At 70.8% G+C, this 20,038-nt stretch carries 23 protein-coding genes; 12 read left to right on the top strand and 11 right to left on the bottom strand.

Annotation, left to right across the window (positions count from 1 at the left end; all coding sequences use genetic code 11):
• Positions 1-206, top strand: a 206-nt coding sequence (locus ACZ7IB_RS29460; RefSeq protein ID WP_470916833.1) for a zinc ribbon domain-containing protein, incomplete at its 5' end; no start/stop codon positions are given.
• A 30-nt stretch (positions 207-236) separates the two neighbouring features.
• Here ACZ7IB_RS29460 and ACZ7IB_RS29465 read toward each other — a convergent pair.
• Positions 237-1,316, bottom strand: a complete 1,080-nt coding sequence (locus ACZ7IB_RS29465) for an NAD(P)H-dependent amine dehydrogenase family protein (RefSeq protein WP_470916834.1) — start codon at positions 1,314-1,316, stop codon at positions 237-239.
• A 308-nt stretch (positions 1,317-1,624) separates the two neighbouring features.
• Between ACZ7IB_RS29465 and ACZ7IB_RS29470 the strand changes: the two genes are divergently transcribed.
• Complete coding sequence (locus tag ACZ7IB_RS29470) at positions 1,625-2,095, top strand: hypothetical protein (RefSeq protein WP_470916835.1); 471 nt, start codon at positions 1,625-1,627, stop codon at positions 2,093-2,095.
• Positions 2,096-2,129: 34 nt separating this feature from the next.
• Here the strand turns inward: ACZ7IB_RS29470 and msrB are convergent, their stop codons facing one another.
• The 4 genes from msrB to ACZ7IB_RS29490 all read right to left on the bottom strand — a co-directional run bounded on the left by msrB (position 2,130) and on the right by ACZ7IB_RS29490 (position 5,347).
• Positions 2,130-2,537 (bottom strand): peptide-methionine (R)-S-oxide reductase MsrB, encoded by a 408-nt coding sequence (gene msrB, locus ACZ7IB_RS29475; RefSeq protein ID WP_470916836.1) that lies wholly within the window; start codon positions 2,535-2,537, stop codon positions 2,130-2,132.
• 9 nt (positions 2,538-2,546) lie between these two features.
• A complete protein-coding gene (gene murC, locus ACZ7IB_RS29480; protein ID WP_470916837.1) occupies positions 2,547-3,941 on the bottom strand; it encodes a UDP-N-acetylmuramate--L-alanine ligase in 1,395 nt (464 codons plus the stop codon).
• A gap of 41 nt (positions 3,942-3,982) precedes the next feature.
• Complete coding sequence (locus tag ACZ7IB_RS29485; RefSeq protein WP_351255283.1) at positions 3,983-4,435, bottom strand: indole-3-glycerol phosphate synthase; 453 nt, start codon at positions 4,433-4,435, stop codon at positions 3,983-3,985.
• A 147-nt stretch (positions 4,436-4,582) separates the two neighbouring features.
• Positions 4,583-5,347 (bottom strand): pyrimidine reductase family protein, encoded by a 765-nt coding sequence (locus ACZ7IB_RS29490; protein WP_470916838.1) that lies wholly within the window; start codon positions 5,345-5,347, stop codon positions 4,583-4,585.
• A 37-nt stretch (positions 5,348-5,384) separates the two neighbouring features.
• On the opposite strand from ACZ7IB_RS29490, the gene zapE reads away from it, so the two are divergent.
• From zapE to ACZ7IB_RS29515, 5 genes are all read left to right on the top strand, one after another.
• Positions 5,385-6,524 (top strand): cell division protein ZapE, encoded by a 1,140-nt coding sequence (gene zapE, locus ACZ7IB_RS29495; RefSeq protein ID WP_470916839.1) that lies wholly within the window; start codon positions 5,385-5,387, stop codon positions 6,522-6,524.
• A 79-nt stretch (positions 6,525-6,603) separates the two neighbouring features.
• Positions 6,604-7,029 (top strand): OsmC family protein, encoded by a 426-nt coding sequence (locus ACZ7IB_RS29500; protein WP_470916840.1) that lies wholly within the window; start codon positions 6,604-6,606, stop codon positions 7,027-7,029.
• A gap of 125 nt (positions 7,030-7,154) precedes the next feature.
• Positions 7,155-8,534, top strand: a complete 1,380-nt coding sequence (locus ACZ7IB_RS29505) for an alkaline phosphatase PhoX (protein WP_470916841.1) — start codon at positions 7,155-7,157, stop codon at positions 8,532-8,534.
• Positions 8,535-8,645: 111 nt separating this feature from the next.
• Positions 8,646-8,876, top strand: coding sequence for a hypothetical protein (locus ACZ7IB_RS29510; protein WP_470916842.1), 231 nt, complete (start codon positions 8,646-8,648; stop codon positions 8,874-8,876).
• Between the two features lie 131 nt (positions 8,877-9,007).
• Positions 9,008-9,877, top strand: coding sequence for a polysaccharide deacetylase family protein (locus ACZ7IB_RS29515; RefSeq protein ID WP_470916939.1), 870 nt, complete (start codon positions 9,008-9,010; stop codon positions 9,875-9,877).
• A 224-nt stretch (positions 9,878-10,101) separates the two neighbouring features.
• Here the strand turns inward: ACZ7IB_RS29515 and ACZ7IB_RS29520 are convergent, their stop codons facing one another.
• From ACZ7IB_RS29520 to ACZ7IB_RS29535, 4 genes are read right to left on the bottom strand one after another with little or no spacing between them, the layout of a single operon-like run.
• Positions 10,102-10,302, bottom strand: a complete 201-nt coding sequence (locus tag ACZ7IB_RS29520) for a hypothetical protein (protein WP_470916945.1) — start codon at positions 10,300-10,302, stop codon at positions 10,102-10,104.
• Positions 10,303-10,316: 14 nt separating this feature from the next.
• Positions 10,317-10,985 carry an ABC transporter gene (locus ACZ7IB_RS29525; protein WP_470916843.1) on the bottom strand — a complete coding sequence of 223 codons (669 nt, stop codon included), beginning with the start codon at positions 10,983-10,985 and terminating at the stop codon, positions 10,317-10,319.
• The gene (locus ACZ7IB_RS29530) at positions 10,982-11,896 is read right to left on the bottom strand and encodes an ATP-binding cassette domain-containing protein (protein WP_470916940.1); all 915 of its coding nucleotides are present in this window, start codon (positions 11,894-11,896) and stop codon (positions 10,982-10,984) included. Before ACZ7IB_RS29530 ends, ACZ7IB_RS29525 begins: the two co-directional genes overlap by 4 nt.
• Positions 11,893-12,570 (bottom strand): AIM24 family protein, encoded by a 678-nt coding sequence (locus tag ACZ7IB_RS29535; RefSeq protein WP_470916844.1) that lies wholly within the window; start codon positions 12,568-12,570, stop codon positions 11,893-11,895. Before ACZ7IB_RS29535 ends, ACZ7IB_RS29530 begins: the two co-directional genes overlap by 4 nt.
• A 72-nt stretch (positions 12,571-12,642) precedes the next feature.
• Here ACZ7IB_RS29535 and ACZ7IB_RS29540 point away from each other — a divergent pair, with 72 nt between their 5' ends.
• The 5 genes from ACZ7IB_RS29540 to ACZ7IB_RS29560 all read left to right on the top strand — a co-directional run bounded on the left by ACZ7IB_RS29540 (position 12,643) and on the right by ACZ7IB_RS29560 (position 17,617).
• Positions 12,643-13,401 carry a peptidyl-tRNA hydrolase gene (locus ACZ7IB_RS29540; protein ID WP_470916845.1) on the top strand — a complete coding sequence of 253 codons (759 nt, stop codon included), beginning with the start codon at positions 12,643-12,645 and terminating at the stop codon, positions 13,399-13,401.
• A gap of 130 nt (positions 13,402-13,531) precedes the next feature.
• Positions 13,532-14,263 (top strand): DUF4142 domain-containing protein, encoded by a 732-nt coding sequence (locus ACZ7IB_RS29545; protein ID WP_470916941.1) that lies wholly within the window; start codon positions 13,532-13,534, stop codon positions 14,261-14,263.
• A gap of 108 nt (positions 14,264-14,371) precedes the next feature.
• On the top strand, positions 14,372-15,679 hold the full coding sequence (locus ACZ7IB_RS29550; protein ID WP_470916846.1) for an MbnB/TglH/ChrH family RiPP precursor modification enzyme: 1,308 nt from the start codon (positions 14,372-14,374) through the stop codon (positions 15,677-15,679).
• 5 nt (positions 15,680-15,684) lie between these two features.
• Entirely contained in the window at positions 15,685-16,728 is a 1,044-nt protein-coding gene (locus ACZ7IB_RS29555) for a TIGR04222 domain-containing membrane protein (RefSeq protein WP_470916847.1), read from the top strand.
• 97 nt (positions 16,729-16,825) lie between these two features.
• A complete protein-coding gene (locus ACZ7IB_RS29560) occupies positions 16,826-17,617 on the top strand; it encodes a TIGR04222 domain-containing membrane protein (RefSeq protein ID WP_470916848.1) in 792 nt (263 codons plus the stop codon).
• A gap of 207 nt (positions 17,618-17,824) precedes the next feature.
• Here the strand turns inward: ACZ7IB_RS29560 and hemQ are convergent, their stop codons facing one another.
• On the bottom strand, positions 17,825-18,538 hold the full coding sequence (hemQ, locus tag ACZ7IB_RS29565; RefSeq protein WP_114247285.1) for a hydrogen peroxide-dependent heme synthase: 714 nt from the start codon (positions 18,536-18,538) through the stop codon (positions 17,825-17,827).
• 4 nt (positions 18,539-18,542) lie between these two features.
• Positions 18,543-20,030 (bottom strand): protoporphyrinogen oxidase, encoded by a 1,488-nt coding sequence (hemG, locus tag ACZ7IB_RS29570; protein WP_470916849.1) that lies wholly within the window; start codon positions 20,028-20,030, stop codon positions 18,543-18,545.
• Between the last annotated feature and the right edge of the window lie 8 nt (positions 20,031-20,038).

Here is a 20,038-nt window from a genome sequence, read left to right on the forward strand (position 1 = left end):
GCACCCTCGCCGAGAAGATACCGCTGCACGTCCGTACCTGGACGTGCGACTGCGGAACGACCCACGACCGGGACGTGAACGCAGCGAAGAACCTTTTGGCCGCCGGGCTGGCGGCGACAGTCTGTGGAGCTGGTGTAAGACCTCAACGGAGTTCTCCGAGCGGGCAGTCGGCGACGAAGCAGAAACCCCCACGGCGCGAGCCGTAGGAATCCCCCTCGCTCGCGAGGGGGAGGAAGTCAACGTTGTCTCCTTCCGAGCCTGCCGACTGCGGGGCGCAGTGGGACGTCGAGCGCGTCGTAAAGTCCGGGTTCCGCGCCCACAAGCCAGTCGATGGCGCTCACGAGCCTGCCGACTGCGGTGGCGTTCCCGCCCGCGGACCGGTTCTCGCCCTCGTCGGTGGCCTCGACCGTGACCTCGATGCGCGGGCGGCCCTCGATGACCACCCGATGTGCGCCGTCGCCGTCGGGCGGCGTCGGCCAGTCCGGTGCGCAGGACGGATGGATGCGCGTGATGTGCTCGATGATGATGCGGGGTTCGCCCTCGACGATGCCTTGCACCTCGAACCGGACAGCGCCCTGGGTGCCCGCCTCGAACTCGCCCATCGTCCTGGTACTCACCGCGGTCTCAAGAGGGCGCCGGTCCAACGTCTCGCGGATGTCGTCGAGTTCGACACCGAGGGCCCTGGCCATCAGCCGCACTTGGCCGCCCCAGACCATCGTGGGGACCGTCGGCGCGAGCATCAGCGGCTCATAGTCCATCGGCTGTCCCATGCCGACCAAGTACCGGACCGAGTCCTCCTGGTCGTAGGTGGAGTAGTCGAAGATCTCCTGACAGCGGATCACGTCCACGGTGGTGCCGAGTCCGCTGATCAGCAGCGGCAGCACGTCGTTGCCCCAGCCGGGGTCGACACCGGAGACGAACAGCGAGCCGCCGCCCTCGGCGATGGCGGCCAGCACCGGATCCCGCAACTCCGGCGGGGCGCCCAGCTGGTCGTAGAGCGCGTACACCGCAGGGGTGACGACTACGGCTCCGCCCCGGATGGCCCTGATGATGTCGGTGAGGGCCTCGTCGGGGCGGATGTCGCCGGACGCCGCGTACACCACCGCCTGGGGACCGGAGGCCAGCACACTGTCGATGTCGTCGGTCGCGGCAACCCCCAGACCGCGGTCGAGCCCTCCGAGGTCGCCCGCGTCGCGGCCGACCTTGTCGGGGTTGTGGACGAGCACGGCAGTGAGCGTCAGCGCCGGATGGGCATCGACGGCACGGATCGCCGCGCGGCCGACGTTGCCAGTACCCCAGACAACCGTGGAAATCATGCGCGGAGGGTAGCGAGAGGGCGCATCAGTTCATAGTGGCGTGACCGGAAAGAATTCCAGTCGCTCGTGCGCGGCAGGGCGATGAATGGGCTTTCCCGGACAGCGTGCCGTTCCAGCAATTCCAGCACGAGCTGAGGCACACCCGGGCGCACTGAAGGATGGCGGTGAGGTTGCGGCCCGTCCTGAGCTTCCGGACCCGGCCGGACATACGTCACGGCTTCCTCGGAGCGACCGGTACCGTAGACCGTACGATCTCGTGGGCCTCCTGACGGGCTGCGTGAACCGCCGGAGGAACAGATGAGGAAGCCATGACGACGAACCGCGGACGCAAGGACGTCATCCGGGACCGGATGGCCTCGACCGGCGAGTCGTACAACGTCGCCGCCCGCAATCTGAAGGCGATGAAGGACATGGGCGCCACGCGTGAGGCCGTCCTCACCCAGCGCTGGCGCCCCGCCGACTCCCTCGACGTGCCGTGCCCCTGCGGTGGTACGTGCGAGCCGGGCGAGCGGTGCGAGCGCTGCCACGCGCTGCACCGGCATATGGCGCGCTACCCCGGCAGTGTCACGGACGTGGAGACCTGGGCGGACCGTTACGACTGCACGGGCTGCGCGTCCTCGTACATCCTGACGGTCGTGCTGCCCGGCCGGCCGTGGGGTGTCGCCGAGACGGTCGTCCAGGGCGGGTCCGCGGAGCCGGTCGTGCGGGCCAGGGTCTTCCCGGGGGTCGCCCACCCGCTGCTGCGGCCGGAGAACCCCGAGGGCGAGGACGAGGGCTGACGCCCGGCGTCAGCCCTCGCTCAGGTCGTGGCTGTCAGCCCTCGTCGGGCGTCAGCCGCAGCGAGATCGAGTTGATGCAGTACCGCTGGTCCGTCGGGGTCGGGTAGCCCTCGCCCTCGAAGACATGGCCGAGGTGCGATCCGCAGCGGGCGCAGCGGACCTCGGTGCGGACCATGCCGTGGCTGCGGTCCTGGATCAGTTCGACCGCGTCCGTTTCCTTCGGGTCGTAGAAGGACGGCCAGCCGCAGTGCGACTCGAATTTGGTGTCGGAGCGGAACAGCTCCGCGTCACAGGCGCGGCAGGAGTAGACGCCCGTGGTCTTGGTGTCGGTGTACTCGCCGACGAAGGCGGGTTCGGTGCCGGCCTGGCGCAGGACCGTGTACTCGGCGGGCGTCAGCTCCGCACGCCACTGCTCGTCCGGCTTCTCGATGTCGTACGACACGTCGCTCCCTCAGCTCGACAGGTGGTCCAGGATCTGCGGGCCGAGGTCCGTGACGTCGCCCGCCCCCATGGTGAGAACGAGGTCGCCGGGCTTCGCCATTCCCACGATGACCTCGGGGACCGCCGCCTTGTCGTGGACGGCGGTGACATCGGCGCCCGCGGACCTCGCGGCGTCGATGATCAGGTCACTGGTGATGCCGGGGATCGGGTCCTCGCGGGCCGGATAGATGTCCAGGACCACGGAGGCGTCGGCCAGTGCGAGGGCCTGGCCCATCTCTGCGCCCAGCTCCTGGGTGCGGGAGAAGAGGTGGGGCTGGAAGACGACCAGGAGGCGGGCGTCGGATGCGGCACCGCGCATCGCTTCGAGGTCCGCGGTCATCTCGGTGGGGTGGTGTGCGTACGAGTCGATGACCTGCACGCCCGCGGCCTCGCCCTTGAGCTGGAGGCGGCGCTTGACCCCGGTGTACTTGCCGAGGGCCGAGGCCAGGTTGTGGGCCGGGATACCGAGGGCGACACCGGCGGCGAGGGCCGCGACCGCGTTGTGGGCGTAGTGGCGGCCGGGCACGGAGACCGTGAACGTGAGGTACTTCCCGTTCAGGATGACCGTGACCTCGCTGGTCAGACCGCGCGGGGTGACCTTGTGGACGCGTACGTCGGCGGTCTCGGACTCGCCGTAGGTGACGACCTTCACCGAGGACAGGGCACGCACCCGTTCGGTCAGCTCGACGGCGCCGGGCTGGTCGGCGGCGATCACCAGGGTGCCGTCGGGGACGATCTTGCCTGCGAACGTCTCGAAGGATTCGTAGATCTCGTCCATCGAGGCGTAGTTCGCGTGGTGGTCCAGCTCGACGTTGAGGACGATCGCGACCTCGGGGTCGTACTTCTGGAAGCTGCGGTCGCTCTCGTCCGCCTCGGCGACGAAGATCTGGCCCTCGCCGTGCGCGGCGTTGGTGCCGGGGCCCGCGAGGTCGCCGCCGATGGCGTACGAGGGGTCGAGATTCAGCTCGGACAGGGCGACGGCCAGCATCGATGTGGTGGTCGTCTTGCCGTGCGTACCGGCCACCGCGATCGCGCGCAGGCCCCCCATCAGGGAGGCCAGCGCGTCGGAGCGGTGCACGACGGGGATCGACAGCTCGGCGGCGCGCACCAGCTCCGGGTTGTCGGCGCGGATGGCGCTGGAGACGACCACGCACGAGGCGTCGTCCGCCAGATGTCCGGCGGCGTGCCCGATGTGGACGGTCGCCCCCAGTGCCCGCAGCGCCTCGGCCGTTCCCGACTCCTTGGCGTCACTGCCCGCGACCTTCGCACCGCGCTGGGTGAGGATCTTCGCGATGCCCGACATTCCGGCGCCGCCGATGCCGATGAAGTGCGGTCGTTCCATGGCGGCAGGAATACCGGGTGCCATGCGTGTGTCTCCCCAGAAGTCGAAACGAGTACCCGCCCAGCCTATTCGCTGTGCGCGAAGAGCTTGAGCACCGGTACGCCGACCTTGTGCCGGGCCCTGGACGCCCAGTCCCGGTGGAAGAACTCTTCCACGTAATGGGGCGCGGTCAGCACGATGACTTCATCGGCCTCCGCGTCGTCGACCACGGACTTCAGCTTGTCCAGCGGGTGCTCCTCGATCACCTGCCCGACCGCTTCGGAGCCTGCCTGCCGCAGGGCCTCGAGCGACACTTCGAGCGCCAGTTCGGCGGACTGCCTGGCATTCTTGCCCTCCGGCTCCTCCCCCTCCCGGGCGGCTTCCTTCAGTTCGCCCATCGCCAGGTCGTCGATGGCCCGCAACAGCACATCGGCCTGGTCACCGCGCGGCTGCATGAGCACGACGAAGGAGGTCCGCTCCTCCCCGTGCAGGGTGGTGACGAACTCGACGTCCTCGGAAGTGAGGGGCTTCTCGATCATCAAAACGCTGGTGAACACCACGGGCGCCCTTCTGCTTCAGTAACCGTCGCCGGTCTCTGCTGAAACCATCCTTCCCCGTTCTCCCACGGGGTCTGCGAGTAATTGTGCCCACCGGAAGCTAACCGGAACGGCAAATTCCGCCGATTGTCAGATTCGACGGTATCGGGTGAAGAGGAACCCGGCCTCTTCCAGCATCGACGTCAGGGCGAATCGTTCCGGCACGGCCACCGAGGGGCCACCGGCGATCCGCTGCGCTTCTCCGGCGGTCAGCATCGGCGAGAGGGTCAGACAGAGCTCGTCCAGCACCCCGGCCGCCACGAACTGGCCCAGCATCCTGGGTCCGCCCTCGGTCAGCAACCTCTTGAGTCCGCGGTCCGCCAGCTCACGTACGGCCCTGGCGGGATCCACCCGGGAGCCCTCCCCCGCGATCACCACCTCGGCGCCCGCCTTCCGCGCCGCCTCGATCCGGTCCGCAGGGGCTCCGTTGCCGGTCAGCACGAGAGTCGGGACGAGCGGCGAGACGAAGAGCGGCAACGAGAAGTCCAGGTCCAGGCTGCCGCTCACCACGGCGATCGCCGGTGCGGGCCCCTGCCCGGCCGCTGCCCGGCGGGCGGCGAAGGCCTCGCGGGCCCTGGCGGGCCGGTAGCCCTCCAGCCGTACGGTCTCCGCCCCCGCCACGACCACATCGGCCAGACCGCGCAGGGTGCCGAAGATCCGCATGTCGCTCTCGCAGGAGATCGGCTGCGAGCGCCCGTCGTGCTGAGCGGCGCCGTCGAGCGTCGAAACCATGTTGGCGCGCAGCCAGGGGCCGTCCTGCTCGGGGTACGCGTAGGCGTCGGCCAGATGGTCCAGACTCCACTCCCCCTCGTCGTCAGCCGGTGTCAGGTCGGTCACAGGGAAGAGGCGTCGCATGTTCTGCAGTCTGGCACGGCGCTTAAGGTTGAGAGTTGTGTCGTCCTCCACCGCCGTGCCGGGGCAGAGCCCCATAGCCGAAACGGCCCCGCTGTCCCTGTGTGCCCTTGAGCCGCACGTCCCCGCCGACCGCCTGGTCGCCGAGATGGTGCCGCCGCCGCGCTTCGACTCCGTACGCTTCGATACGTATGTCCCGGACCCCAACCAGCCGAGCCAGGTCGAGGCGGTCAAGGTCCTGAGCGGCTTCGCGACCGGGCTGGGCGGGGCGCACGCCACCGGCTCCGGCAAGAACAGAAGAGCGCGAGGCGCATCCTCAAAGGGGTGGTGGCGGGCGACGGGTGAGCGGTTCAGCAAGAAGCCGGCGGCGCCCGGGGCACCCCTCGGGGTCTACCTCGACGGCGGCTACGGCGTCGGCAAGACGCACCTGCTGGCCTCCCTCTGGCACGCCACGCCCGCCGCGCCGTCTCTGAAGGCGTTCGGCACCTTCGTCGAGCTGACAAACCTTGTGGGCGCGCTGGGCTTCCAGCAGACCGTGCAGACGCTGAGCGGGCACCGGCTCCTGTGCATCGATGAGTTCGAGCTGGACGACCCGGGCGACACGGTGCTGGTGTCGTCGCTGCTCAGCAGGCTGGTCGAGGCGGGGGTCGCGCTCGCCGCCACCTCCAATACGCTGCCCGGCAAGCTCGGTGAGGGCCGGTTCGCGGCCGCCGACTTCCTGCGGGAGATCCAGGGACTGTCCTCGCACTTCCGCCCGCTGCGGATCGACGGCGAGGACTACCGCCACCGCGGGCTGCCCGAGGCCCCCGCGCCGTACTCCGACGAGCAGGTCACCAAGGCCGCGTACGCCACCGAGGGCGCCAGTCTGGACGACTTCCCCTCGCTCCTCGACCATCTCGCCCGGGTGCATCCGAGCCGCTACGGCGCACTGACGGACGGACTGCGGGCGGTCTGCCTCACCGAGGTCCAGCCGGTGCCGGACCAGTCGACCGCGCTGCGGCTCGTCGTCCTCGCCGACCGGCTGTACGACCGGGAGGTTCCGGTGCTCGCCTCCGGGGTCCCGTTCGACAAGCTGTTCAGTGAGGAGATGCTGAACGGCGGGTACCGGAAGAAGTACTTCCGGGCGATCTCCCGGCTGACGGCGCTGGCGCGCGACGCAAAGGGTCTGGTGGCGCAGTAGGTTCGGGGCGTACCACCCGAGGTGCCCCGGCGCGCCTCGATTCTCCCGTATCACCGCACACCGTTTGAAGGGATCCAGCATGGCTACCACGCGTCAGGCGCACACGGTCTGGGAAGGCAACCTGATCGAGGGCAAGGGAGTCGTCACCTTCGACTCCTCCGGCATCGGCGACTACGAGGTCTCCTGGCCGTCCCGCGCGGAGAAGGCGAACGGAAAGACCAGCCCCGAGGAGCTCATCGCCGCAGCCCACTCCAGTTGCTTCTCGATGGCGCTGTCCAACGGCCTGGCCACCGCCGGCACCCCGCCGACCCGGCTGAACACCCGGGCCGAGGTCACCTTCCAGCCCGGTACCGGCATCACCGGTATTCACCTCACGGTCCAGGGCGAGGTGCCTGGTCTCGACGAGGCGGGCTTCGTCAAGGCCGCCGAGGACGCCAAGGCCAACTGCCCGGTCAGCCAGGCGCTCACGGGCACCACGATCACGCTCACCGCGTCCCTGGCCTGACCCCACGAGCCCCTGTGGGCGCGTGACGCGCACGAGGCTCAGTGACCCGCATGGTTCCCGCGCGGCGATACGCGTGGTACACACATGCGGGTCACTTCTCCTGTCCGCCAGCAGGGAGTTGCCTCATGTCATCAGCAGCAGCACGACACCTCGCAACACGACGACAGGTCCTGGCCGGCAGCGGCGCGGCCGTTGCCTCGATCGCCTTCGCCGGGGCGTTCAGCGAACTCTTCGCGGGTACCGCCGCCGCCCGTGGACACGGCGGCTACGGCCCTCTCGTGCCCGATCCGGACGGTCTGCTCGACCTCCCGAAGGGCTTCCGCTACCGGGTCCTGTCCCGGGAGGGCGACCCGCTCCGCTCCGGCGAGGGCCAGGTCCCCAGCAACCACGACGGCATGGCCGCCTTCACGGGCCGGCACGGACACGTCCGTCTCGTACGCAATCACGAGAACCGCGCCACCGGAAGAATCCCGGTCCCGGCCGTCGAGGGCCTCACCTACGACCCGATGGGCAAGGGCGGCTGTACGGCCCTGGAGCTGGACGGCCGCAACAACGTCCTCGGCGAACGTGTCGCCATCGCCGGTACGGCGGTGAACTGCGCGGGCGGCCGCACCCCTTGGAACACCTGGCTGACCTGCGAGGAGACCGAGGACAAGGCCGGCACCAACGGCTACACCAAGGACCACGGCTTCATCTTCGAAGTGGACGGCGCCGATCCGCACCGCACCGGGGCCGTGCCACTCACCGCGATGGGCCGCTTCCAGCACGAGGCGATCGCGATCGACCCGAAGAGCGGGATCGTGTACGAGACGGAGGACGCGTTCGACAAGCCGTTCGGGCTCTTCTACCGCTTCCTGCCGAACAAACCGCTCGGCGGGACGGGCTCGCTGCGGGCCGGCGGCCATCTGGAGGCCATGCGGGTGCCCGGCGTCCCCGACCTCTCCGTGATCCAGGAGACCGGTGCGAGTTTCGAGGGCGTCGAGTGGGTTCCCGTGCCGGATCCGCAGGCGGCCGGGACCCCGATCCGGTTCCAGGACTTCGGCCCGAAGGGCATCACGCACGCGCAGAAGCTGGAGGGCTGCTACTGGGGCGGTTCCGCGGTCTGCTTCGTCTCCAGTTTCGCGCACAGCTCGCAGGGTTCGGCGGCCGACCACTACGGCCAGGTGTGGAAGTACGAGCCGAAGCGGCGCCGTCTCACGCTGGTGATCGTCTTCGGTCCCGATACGGACGTGCAACTGCCCGGCGAGTCTCCCGACAACATCTGCCTGGCGTCCGACGGCGGACTGATGGTGTGCGAGGACGGCGACGGCGCGCAGCATGTGTTCGGCCTGACACGGGGCGGCGAGGTGTACGCGATGGCGCGGGGCCGGCAGAACATCGGGACGTCCGAGGAGCCCGCGTGGGGCGAGTTCGCCGGGGTCACGTTCGCTCCGGACGGCGGGACGATGTTCGTCAACTGCTATACGCCGGGAACGACGTTCGCGGTGACGGGGCCGTGGCGCTGATGCGCTGACGCGCAGGGGGTGGGCAGCTGTTGCCCGCCCCCTGCGCACTGCGGGGCCGGGCTCCTGCGAAGCCTTCTACCAATTGGTGAACGCCCCGTCCGCCGCGCGCAGATGAGGTCGCTCAGCAGCAGTGGCCCGGTACTTGCGGGCCTCGTTGCGGTCGATGACGACACCGATACCGGGCCCGAGACCCTCGTGCCGTTCCCGACCGAAGAGCTGCTGCGCCGCTGTCACCCCACCGCCCGGCTCCTGCGCCCATTGCCCGGGCGTACCGCGCCGGTGGACACCACGGCCGCGCGGCGGCTCTTCGGCTTCACCGCGGAACATCTGCTCGACGACTGATCGGAAACTTCTCGGCGGTGGCTCGACAGCCGGAGTGAATCCGAGAGCGATAACGATGCGGAGGAGCACCACATACAACTATTGGTCAGATAGTCCGATACTTTCCGTGAGTGACGAACTCTGTACGGAATCTGACGGCTCTGACTGTCTTGGGCGCGGTACTCGGCAGCCTCGCCGGCTGCGGGAGCCCCGGAGCCTCCCCGACCGCGGGCCGTACTCCCGTTGTCGCCCATACACCGTCGCACGCGACCTCGGCACCGCCGTCCGTGAGCGCGACCCTCGCCGCAACGAAGCAGCCGCCCACCATGACACCGGGCCCGGGCGCGCTGACGCCGGTCTTCACGCGCGGGGCCAAGACGGCCGAGAAGGTGGTGGCGCTGACCTTCGACGCCGATATGACGGCCGACGAGGGGCCGCGCGCGGCCGCGGGCGAACACTTCGACAACCCCGGACTGATCGCGCTGCTACGCCGGTTGAAGGTTCCCACGACGGTGTTCATGACGGGGCGGTGGGCCGATGAGTACCCGGCGCAGGCCCGGTCCATCGGGACCGATCCGCTCTTCGAGATCGCCAACCACTCGTACAGCCACTACGCCTTCAAGTCCCCCTGCTATGGACTGCCGAGCGTAGCGAAGGGCGATATGTACGGCGATGTGGAACGGGCCTTCGCCGCGTTCCGAAAGGCCGGTGTGCGCAATGTGGTGCCGTACTTCCGCTTCCCCGGCGGCTGTTACGACGATGCGGCGCTGCGCGCGCTCGCGCCCGAGAAGGTGACGGCGGTGCAGTGGGACGTCGTCAGCGGCGACGCGTTCGCGACGGACGCGGACGCGGTGGCGCAGCAGGTGCTGGACGGGGTGAAGCCGGGCTCGGTGGTCGTCATGCACTGCACCCGCAGCGCGGCGCCGGTCACGGAAGAGGCGGTGCGCCAGGTGGTCCCGGAGCTGCGCGAGCGCGGGTTCCGCTTCGTGAAGGTCTCCGACCTGATGCGAACACGGACCTAGACCGACCGGCAAATGGGGGGTGGGAGAAGGAGCGGGGCTGAGTGCGTGCAGTTGCAAGGCGGAGGATTGAGCCAACGCGATGGGGTCTCCCCTGCTCGAGCGAAGCCGAGAGCTCGGGGAAGTTGTCGACTGACGACAACGCCGGAGGGGGTCCCCCCTGGCCCTTAAGGCCTTGGGGGAGTGCGTGCCCAGCCCCCCGACGCCCCCCCATTTGCCGGTCGGTCCTAGCCGGAGCACGCCGTGCGCTGGGCCTCCTGCCATTCGCAGACCGGGCAGAGCGTTATGCCCTTGACCGACTCCGGGTACTCCGTCGGCTTCCGGCACAGCACGCACTCAGCGTACGGAGGTCCCGCGTCGGATGCGGGGGCCACGGCAGGCGTTCCGCAGTACGACTCGTCCATGCGTACGTCGATGCGCTCATCCATGCGTACGAGCCTACTCAGCCGCGCAGCGAAGTGAGCCTGCAGGCGAGCGCAGCCGCCGCCGCTGCGAGAGCGGCGGCGGCGACGAACGGCAGGAGCGGCACATGCACCGTGCCGGTCTGCGAGCCGGTGACCAGGCCCGTCACGGCGTGGTTCGCGGGCGAGCCGCCGGTCACCAGGGCCAGCAGTGCGGCGAGCACGGTGGTGACGACGGACCAGCCGCGCCGGTGCAGCAGCGGCCGGGTGCACAGCGCACCGACAGCCGCCCCCAGCAGCACGCAGCAGACGGCGGCGAGCAGTCCGGCGAGCCCGGCGGGCAGCAGTGGTACCCGGACGGCGTTGTCGGCGCCGGCCGGCTTGCTGATCAGCAGCACGATCAGGGTGGCGGCCGCGCCCAGCAGCCCGGCGCACCCGAGCGCGGCGAGCAGCGACGCCAGATGGACCCGCGGCGATCCCGCCACCGCGGCGGTGACGGCTCGGGCGGCGGGCGGCTCCTGGTTGACACAGAGCTGTACGAGCCAGGCGGTGATGGGCAGGAGCCCGGCGGCGGCGTATCCGAGCGAGTCGAGGACGGGCTGCCCCGACTGCACGCCGATGCCGAGGAAGGCCGCGTACAGCAGAACGGGGGCGAGCCAGCGCTGGGAGCGGATCAGCAGGGCGGTCTGGTAGCGGAGGAGGGCGGTCATGGTGCCTCGGGGGTCGAGCGGGCACTGGGGGTCGGGGCGGCCTTCGTATGCGGAGCGGCCTCGGGCTGCGGGACGTTGCCCGAGGCGGTCGTCAGCTGTCGGATGTGCCAGGGCGGGCGTGCGGCGAGCAGGGCGCGCAGCAGCGCGTCGGAGTGCGCGGCCGCGACGGTGAGCCGTACGGCCCCGTCTGCCGCGGGCGTGCGCTCGGGCGTACCCGGCAGCCCGGCGGGGAGTGCGGCGCCCGGTGGGCCCGCCGCCTCGATGTGTACCTGCGGCCCGGTCCCCGCGGCTCGCACGACGGGTACGGCGGCGAGCCCGTGCCCCTCGACCCGGAACGCGGCGTCGATCGCCCCGGCGAGCCGGCGCGGGTCGTGGTCGACGAAGACGACAGTGGAGCCCGCCGCGACCCGCTCGGCCACGGCCCGGTCCAGCTCGTCGCGGGCCGCGGCGTCCAGGCCGGTCCACGCCTCGTCCAGGACCAGCAGCTCCGGTTCGGCGAGGAGCGCCTGGGCGACGGCGACCTTCTGGCTGGTCCCTTTGGAGAGTTCCGGAAGAGGTGTACGGGCATGGCCGGCGGCCCCGAAACGGGCGAGCCACGACTGCGCCCGGTCCGCCGCCTCGGAGGTCCGCAGGCCGTGGATCCGGCCGAGGTGGACCAGGTACCCGGCCGCGGTGAACGGCAGCGCGGCCGGGAAGCGCTCGGGCACGTATGCCGTACGGGGCCTGCGGCCGGTGATCCGGCCCTCCGTCGGGGCATCGATCCCGGCGAGCAGCCTCAGCAGCGTCGACTTGCCGGTGCCGTTGGCACCCTCGATGCGGATCAGGGTGTGCGGGGGCAGGTCGAGGTCGACCCCGCGCAGCACCCATGGTCCGCCGAGGCCGTACCGGCGGCCCACCCCGCTCAGGTTCAGTTGGCCGATGCCTTCTCGGGCTTGAGCTCGCTGGGCCGTACGATCACGAATCCTTCCCCGTCCAGCCGCAGTTGGACGGCCTCTCCGGACCCGCCGCGCATCATGGAGCCGAAGCTCTGCGAGCGGTGCAGCGATGTGGTCAGGTTGGCGCTCCAGCCGACCACCGCGTCCGTGTCGACGCAGACCGGCTGCTGGGGCGTGACGGGTATCACGATGGGGTGGCCCTCACACATGAGGCCGAGCTTGCCATATCCGGTGAAAACGGTGTTGAAGATGCCGCCGCCGGTCATCCCGGCGCCCTTCACGGTCTTGATCTCGTAGGAGAGCGTGGCGTCGAAACAGAGCACGTTGCGGCCGTTGATGGTGAGGACGTCGCCCTGCTCCATGTCCACGATGAAGCAGTTGGCGGCCTCGTGCGCGAACCAGGCCTCGCCCTGGCCGCGGACCGCCATCAGCGGCATCCCTTCACCGGTGACGGCGCGCTTGAGCATGCCGCCGAGGCCCTGGCCCTTGCGCTCGAACTGCAGATCACCGCGGAAGGCGATCATCGATCCCTGGCGGGCGTGCATCTCGCCGTTGACGGCGTACTTGATGGATTTGGCGTTCTGCAGGGCCATCCCGGGGGCGGTTGCCTGCTGCGCCATGTTCTCACTGGAAAAGAGATCGCTCTTCATGCGGTGCATCCTCACCCGGAGCGATTCATTCCGCCAAGAAGCGTTTCTCGGGCGGCTGGCAGACTGGGACGAGTGAGCGACAACGACACCCCCGTATCCCCGTCGGAATCCCCGGCCACGTCCTACTCCCCCGCGGCGGACAGCCCGTTCAGGTCCGAGCGGACGCGTCGCGACGAGGCCCAGCAGTTCGTGCTGCCGCTGGTCGTGCACATCGAGAAGACGGCTCCCCCGGCCCGTACCGACGCGCTGCGGACCGCCGCCCGCGCGGTGCTCGTGATGCTCTCCGACGAGCGGTCGGCCGGCGAGGGCGAGTGGGCGCAGGCGATGCGGGACTGGCAGGACGCCCGGATCCGCAAGGTGGTGCGACGGGCGCGCGGCGCGGAGTGGCGCAAGGCGTCCGCGCTGCCCGGCATCACGGTCACCGGCGAGAGCGCCGAGGTCCGGGTCTACCCGCCGGTGCCTCTGGACGGCTGGCCGAAGGAGCTGGCGAAGCTCCAGGTGTCGGGGACGGATCTGGACGACCCCGAGCCGCCGGCCGCACCCGGTCCCGCGGGCCCGGTGCTGTGGCTGAACCCGGAGCTGGACATGTCGGCGGGCAAGGCGATGGCACAGGCCGGGCACGGTGCGCAGCTCGCCTGGTGGGAGCTGCCGGAGACGGAGCGCAAGGCATGGCGCGAGGCGGGCTTCCCGCTGTCGGTCGCCGCTTCGGAGGCGGGCCGCTGGCAGGAACTCACGGTGAGTGGGCTTCCGGTGGTGCGTGACGCCGGATTCACCGAGATCGCTCCGGGGTCGTGCACCGTGGTCGCCGACCATCCGGCGCTGCGCGGCTGAGCGGGGGCGGGGGCCGCTCCCCCTTGTCCGCCGGGCCCGTTGAACGTCCCGGTGCGGTGATACGTACCTCCCGGTACTGCCGTACCGGCAGTGTTCGACGCCGTCACGCCTCGGCCCGGGAGAGACCTTGTTGCGACGCATCGACGGAACGGCCCTCATCATCGCGGCGCTCGTCGCCACGCTCGGCGCGCTCGCCTGTCCCGTCCGGTCCTGTGCCGACCACTCGGGCACCGGCCACGCCAATCCGGACGCCTCGACCGTCGCCATCCAGTGGGGTCCGCTCTCCGCGACCGACCGGGACCTCCTGATGAAGGTGCGCCTCGCCGGACTCTGGCAACTGCCCGCCGGGCAGCAGGCCATCGAGCGCGCTCCGACCCAGGGGATCAGAGCGGCCGGGGACCACCTGGTGGTCGGGCACACGGATCTGGACCGCCGGGCCCGGGACGTGGCGGCCAAGCTCGGTGTGGAGCTACCGAACCAGCCGACGGAGCAGCAGCAGGGCCGGCTGCGCGAGCTGATGGCGGCGCGCGGCCAGGAGTACGAGCGCAAGTTCGCCAATCTGCTGAGGAACGCGCACGGCAAGGTCTTCGCTCTGATCGCCCAAATCCAACACACCACCCGCAATTCGCTGATCCGACAGCCGGCGACCGATGCCGACCAGATGATGCTCGGTCACATCACCATGTCGGAGGGCACCGGCTTCGTCGACTTCGACGCGATCGCGCGCGAGGCGGCGGGCGCGGCGACCGCCGGCCCGACGGGACCGCCCGCTCCGGCCGGCACAGTCGTACCGCCGGTGCCGGCGGAGCCGACCGGGGACATGTCGTTCACCTCGCGGCCCTCCACGATGCCGATGCCCTGACCACCCCGGACCGGGAACCTCAAATCAACCTCTGAACGTCCCCCTCTTCGGATTCACCACCGCCCGCCAGGGCCATTAGCCCTGCACGGAGTGGAGGAGGGGGACAACATGAAGCTGGGAATCGGCATCGGCTGGCGGCCGGAGATCGCGGACGCCGTCGAGGCACTGCCGGGGATCGACTGGGTGGAGGCGGTCGCGGAGAACATCTGCACCGACCATCTGCCCGATTCGCTGGTGCGGCTCAGGGCACGTGGTGTCACCGTCGTCCCGCACGGCGTCTCGCTCGGCCTGGGCGGGTCGGAGCGCCCCGACGCCGGCCGGCTCGCGGATCTCGCGGCCCGGGCCGAGCTGCTCTCCACGCCGCTGGTCACCGAACACATCGCGTTCGTACGGGCCGGGGGGCCGCGCACCGCCTCGCCGGGGCTGGAAGCGGGCCATCTGCTGCCCGTGCCGCGGACCTGGGACGCGCTGGACGTGCTGTGCGAGAACGTACGGATCGCGCAGGACTCGCTGCCGGTGCCGCTGGCACTGGAGAACATCGCGGCGCTGATCTCCTGGCCCGACGAGGAACTGACCGAAGGGCAGTTCCTGGCGGAGCTGGTCGAGCGCACCGGCGTCCGGCTGCTGATCGATGTCGCCAATCTGCACACCAACCACGTCAACCGCGGCGAGGACCCGGCCACCGCGCTCGACGAGCTGCCGGTGGAGGCCATCGCGTATGTACATGTGGCGGGCGGCGTCGAGAAGGACGGCGTCTGGCACGACACCCACGCCCACCCGGTCACCGAGCCCGTGCTCGACGTCCTCGCCGAACTCCGCTCCCGGGTCGACCCGCCCGGCGTACTCCTGGAACGGGACGACGACTTCCCGCCGGCCGAGGAGCTGGCGGGCGAACTGATCACGATCCGCGCCGCGCTGGACCGGGCGGCTGCCCTCGGCGCCGGCGCGTCGGCGCGCGCCGGGAGATCCGTATCGCGACCTGCCCGGAGCCCCGGTCCGTCCCCGGAATCCGTGCGCGACCGGGTCGCGGTCGCCCAGACCGCGTTGCTCTCCGCCCTCGTCGCGGGCACCCCCGCCCCGCAGGGCTTCGACCACCGCCGTCTCGGGATCCAGAGCCGTGCCCTGGCCGCCAAGCGGGCCGGGGTCGTCGCCAAGGTGGCACCCGAGCTGCCGGAGATTCTGGGCGCCGGCTACCGGGACGCCTTCCTCGCGTACGCCAGGACCCGTCCCATGTCCGCCGGCTACCGGCGCGACGCGCTGGACTTCGCCGAGGGACTGCTGATCGCCGGCCGGCCCACCGACGACGCGGCACGGCGCCGGCTGACCCACTGGTGGCAGGACCGGGCCGCCGCGCGACCGCCGCGCCGCTCCACCCGGCTGGTACGAGCGGCCCGCGCGGCCCTGGTCGGAAGGTGACCGGCATGAACACCCTCGCAGTGCTGGTGGATCTCGGCATCGTGGTCTCGTCGGTCCTCCTGATCGTGGGGCTCACGCGTGCCCGTGGCGGGTCCGGCGGCCCCGCCCACGACCTTTTCGAAGTCGCTTTCCTGAACGGTGGTCCGGGCAGAGTGGTGGACACCGCGCTCACCGCGATGCAGACGGACGGGCGGCTCGCCATCGGCGGTCCCGGCATCGTCGCCGTCCAGCAGGCGGAGGCCCGTGACCCGGTGGAGCGTGCGGTGCTCCAGGAACACGTCATGGCACCCAGTGGCGCGTTGCACACCCTGCGCGACGCCGTGATGCGGCACCCCGCGGTGCAGGAGATCGGCGACGGGCTCGCGGCCCGCGGTCTGCTGGCCTCACCCACGTCGAGCCGTACGTGGCGCCGCTGGGGCATCGCGCAGGGGCTGGTCTGTGTGCTGGCCATCCCGCTCACGGTCGTGATGACGGCTGTGCAGTCCACGGCCGACTACGCAGCCGACGTGGACTTCTCCGTACCGTTCATCGTCAAAGTCCTCCCCTTCCTGCTGGTCGGCTTCCCGATCGGCTTCGTCTGCGCCGCCGTCGCCCGGGGGCAGGTCACCAAGGCGGGGCGCCGGGCCGCCGAGGCGTACCGCACCGCCCATGCGTGCAACCCGCACCCGGCCCATCTGGTGGCCACGCACGGACTGCGGGCCCTCCCCGATCCCGCACTGCAGACGCAGTTGATCGCGGCGGCCCGGATGCGCCCGGCGGGACGGCCCCTGCACTCGGGCTCGCGCTCGTCCTCGTCCTCGGACTCCTCCGGCATGTTCGTCGCGCCGGCGGTGTGGTGCGCCGGTACGGGCCCCGGCAAAGGCAGTTGCGGAAGCCTCAATGACGGTGGCAGCAGCGGAGGTGGCGGCGGGTACAGTTCGGGGTCGAGCTGTGGTTCGGGATCCAGTTGCAGCTCGGGGTCCGGCTGCGGCGGGTCGAGCGGCTCCAGTTGCTCCAGCAGCAGCGGTTCCAGCTGCGGTGGTGGGTCGAGTTGTGGCAGCAGCTCCTGAGCGACGGCGGCGTCCCGCTGCCCGGCCCACGCCGCCGAACCGTCCGCATGATGAACAGGCCATGGCGTCCCACGCCCGTCCCGCATAGGAATCCGCCATGCTCTGGTTACTGTTTCTGCTGGTCGCGTGGGGTGCGGCAGCCATCTCGTGTATCCGGCTCTGTGTCGTCGCCGCCCGCACGGGGCTGCTGCACGACGCATCCGCGGATTCTGTACGGAAGGTGCCGGACGCTCCTGAACTGACCCTGTACGAGACCGCGTTCCTGGCCGGCGGCCCGCACCGGGTGGTCGATCTGGCACTGGTCACCATGCATCTGCGGCGGCGACTGCTGCTCGCCCACACCGGGTGGGCGACAGTCGTCGACCCGGAGGGCCGGGACGAGATGGAGCGCACGGTGATCCGTGCCATCGGCCCGCAGGGCCAGTCCCCCATACCGCCTGTACGGACAGCTGCGGCGACCGCCGAAACGGTGCGCGCCCTGGCCGACCGACTCGTCACCGCGGGGCTGGCCGTCCCCGGCGGCGCCGGAACCGATGTCGCCGCCGCGGTCCGGGCGGTGCGCGGCGCGGCTCTGCTGGTGGCGGCGATGGGCGCTGTCGCGCTGCTGATACCCGGTCAGGAACGCAGCGCCGAAGGTCCGGTGGTCCCGCTGCTCGTCTGGTTCGGGCTGCCGCTCGCACTGACGCTGGGCTGTCTGATCATCGCCCGGATGGAGATCCATCCGTACAGCTCCTGGGCCTCACCCGCCGGGCAGCGACTGCTTACCGCGACCGAGATCCCGGCGGCGGAGGACCATGGCGTCCTGGCGGCGATTGCCGTACGGGGTGTGCGCGCCGTGGACGATCCGGCGCTGCGGGCCGCGTTCGGAGTCCACCGTCCGTCCAGCTGATCACTGACGAGGTGTGGCCGACGTCCCGGCGCGGCCGGCAGTGTCCGCCGGCGACTGCGTGCTGCTCTGTGGGTTCCGGGGTCGCCGCAGGTAGGAGCCTGCGGCGAACCCGGAGCCGAACCCGGTGTCGCTGGAACGACGGGCAGCGCAGAACGCGCCGGTGCCCGTCGTCTGATCTTCCGGGTTGGGGTGGTCGGAGCCCGCTCGCTACGCGAGTCCGGCCACCAGGTCTGCAACCGACTTCCTGCGCCCCGTGTAGAACGGGACCTCCTCGCGGACGTGCATCCGCGCCTCGGAGGCCCGCAGGTGGCGCATCAGGTCGACGATGCGGTGCAGCTCGTCGGCCTCGAAGGCGAGGATCCACTCGTAGTCGCCGAGCGAGAAGGAGGCGACGGTGTTGGCCCGGACGTCAGGGTAGCCACGGGCCATCTTGCCGTGGTCCGCGAGCATGCGGCGACGGTCCTCGTCCGGCAGCAGGTACCAGTCGTAGGAGCGCACGAAGGGGTAGACGCTGATGTAGTTGCGCGGCGTCTCGTCGGCCAGGAACGCCGGGATGTGCGACTTGTTGAACTCGGCGGGGCGGTGCAGCGCCATGTTCGACCAGACCGGCTCCAGCGCCAGGCCCAGCTTGGTGCGCCGGAAGAGGTTGAACGCCTCCTGCAGCTCGTCCGCGGTCTCGGCGTGCCACCAGATCATGATGTCGGCGTCGGCACGCAGACCGGAGAGGTCGTAGGTGCCGCGGACGGTGATGTCCTTCGCCGCGAGCTGGTCGAACAGCTCCTGGACCTCGTCGGCGTAACCGGCACGGTCCGCGGGCAGGACATCGCGCAGCTTGAAGACGGACCACAGCGTGTAGCGGATGACCTCGTTGAGGTCCTTGGCCTTCTTACCGGCGTTGGGGATCTTCTCAGGCGCACTCATACGGCTATTGTCCCGCCTCGCTCCGTGTGCCCTGAACCAGGGTCGACGTGGCGATGATCTCTTCCCCGGACCCGCCGGTGAGGTCGCGGGCGATCTCGTCGGCGGCACGGTGGGCGCTCGCGATGCACGCCGGGATGCCGACCCCGTCGTAGACCGCTCCGCAGACCCGCAGGCCGGGCAGCTTGGCGACCTCGTCACGGATCCGGGCGACCCGGGAGAGGTGGCCCACGGGGTACTGGGGCAGTCCGCCGATCCACCGGGTGACCTCGGTGTCCACGGGCTTCGCGGCCAGTCCGGTCGCCTCGGCAAGGTCACGCAGCGATACGTCGACCAGCTCGCTGTCCTCCCGGTGCAGGTGGTCCTCCTCGCCGTACCGGCCGACGGAGGTGCGCAGGACGAACAGGCCGGGGGCGGAGTCGGCGACCCAGTTCCACTTGTGGGTGGAGAAGGTGGAGGCCTTGATGGTGCGGCCGTCGACCGGCGGTACGAGGAAGCCGGAGCGTCCGTCGAGTGCGCCGGTGGCGGCCACGTCGGAGCGGCGGAACGCCATGGTGACGAGCGCCATCGACGCGTACTCGACACCGGCGAGCTCGGCGGAGGCGGCCGGGGACTCGGCGGCGAGCAGGGTGGAGGCGGACCAGGCCGGGGCGGCGAGCACGATGCCGTCGGCGGTGATCACCCGGGTGTCCGTGCGGACGTCCCAGCCGTCGGCGGTACGGGTCAGGCCGAGGACGGGGGTGGCGGTCAGGATCTCCCCGCCCACCGCGCGTACGGCGTCGGCGACCGCGTACGGCAGGGTGCCGATGCCGCCCTCGATGCCCTGGAAGACCGGTCCGGTCTGCTGCCGGGCCGCGGCCCGCTCCTGGATGCGCCGGACACCGTCGAGCAGCGCGCCGCCCTCCCGCACCACCTCGAAGAGCTGCGGTACGGCGGCGCGCATCGAGATCCGGTAGGCATCGCCCGCGTACACGCCTCCGAGCAGCGGTTCCACGAGCCGGTCGACGACCTCGCGGCCCAGCCGGTCGGCGACGTACGCGCCGACCGCGACATCGTCGCCGACCGTGGTCGGGGTGAGGTCGCGCTCCTGTGCGATGCGCGCGAGGCCCTCCGGGGAGAGCACCCCGCTGAGCGCCGCCGGGTCGCCGGGTACGCCCATCACATGGCCCTTGGGCATCGGCCGCAGGGCGTCGCGCGTCCAGACCGATGCGGTGGCGGTGGCGGGCGGCTGGAGGCGGTCGCCGAGCCCGACGGCGCGCGCCAGGGCGACCGCTTCGGGGCGCCGGGCGAGCATCGACTCGGCGCCCAGGTCGACCCGGGTACCCGCGATGTCACCGGTCATGAGTTTGCCGCCGAGCCGGTCGGTGGCCTCGAGGAGGGTGACCCGCAGCCCGGCCCCGAGGAGCCGGTGGGCGGCGGCGAGACCGGCGATGCCACCGCCGATGACGACGACATGACCCGTGTCTGTGTCCGCGCGGTTTATTGAACGCTGCATGCCTCCAC

The organism is Streptomyces sp. NPDC037301 (assembly GCF_055602785.1).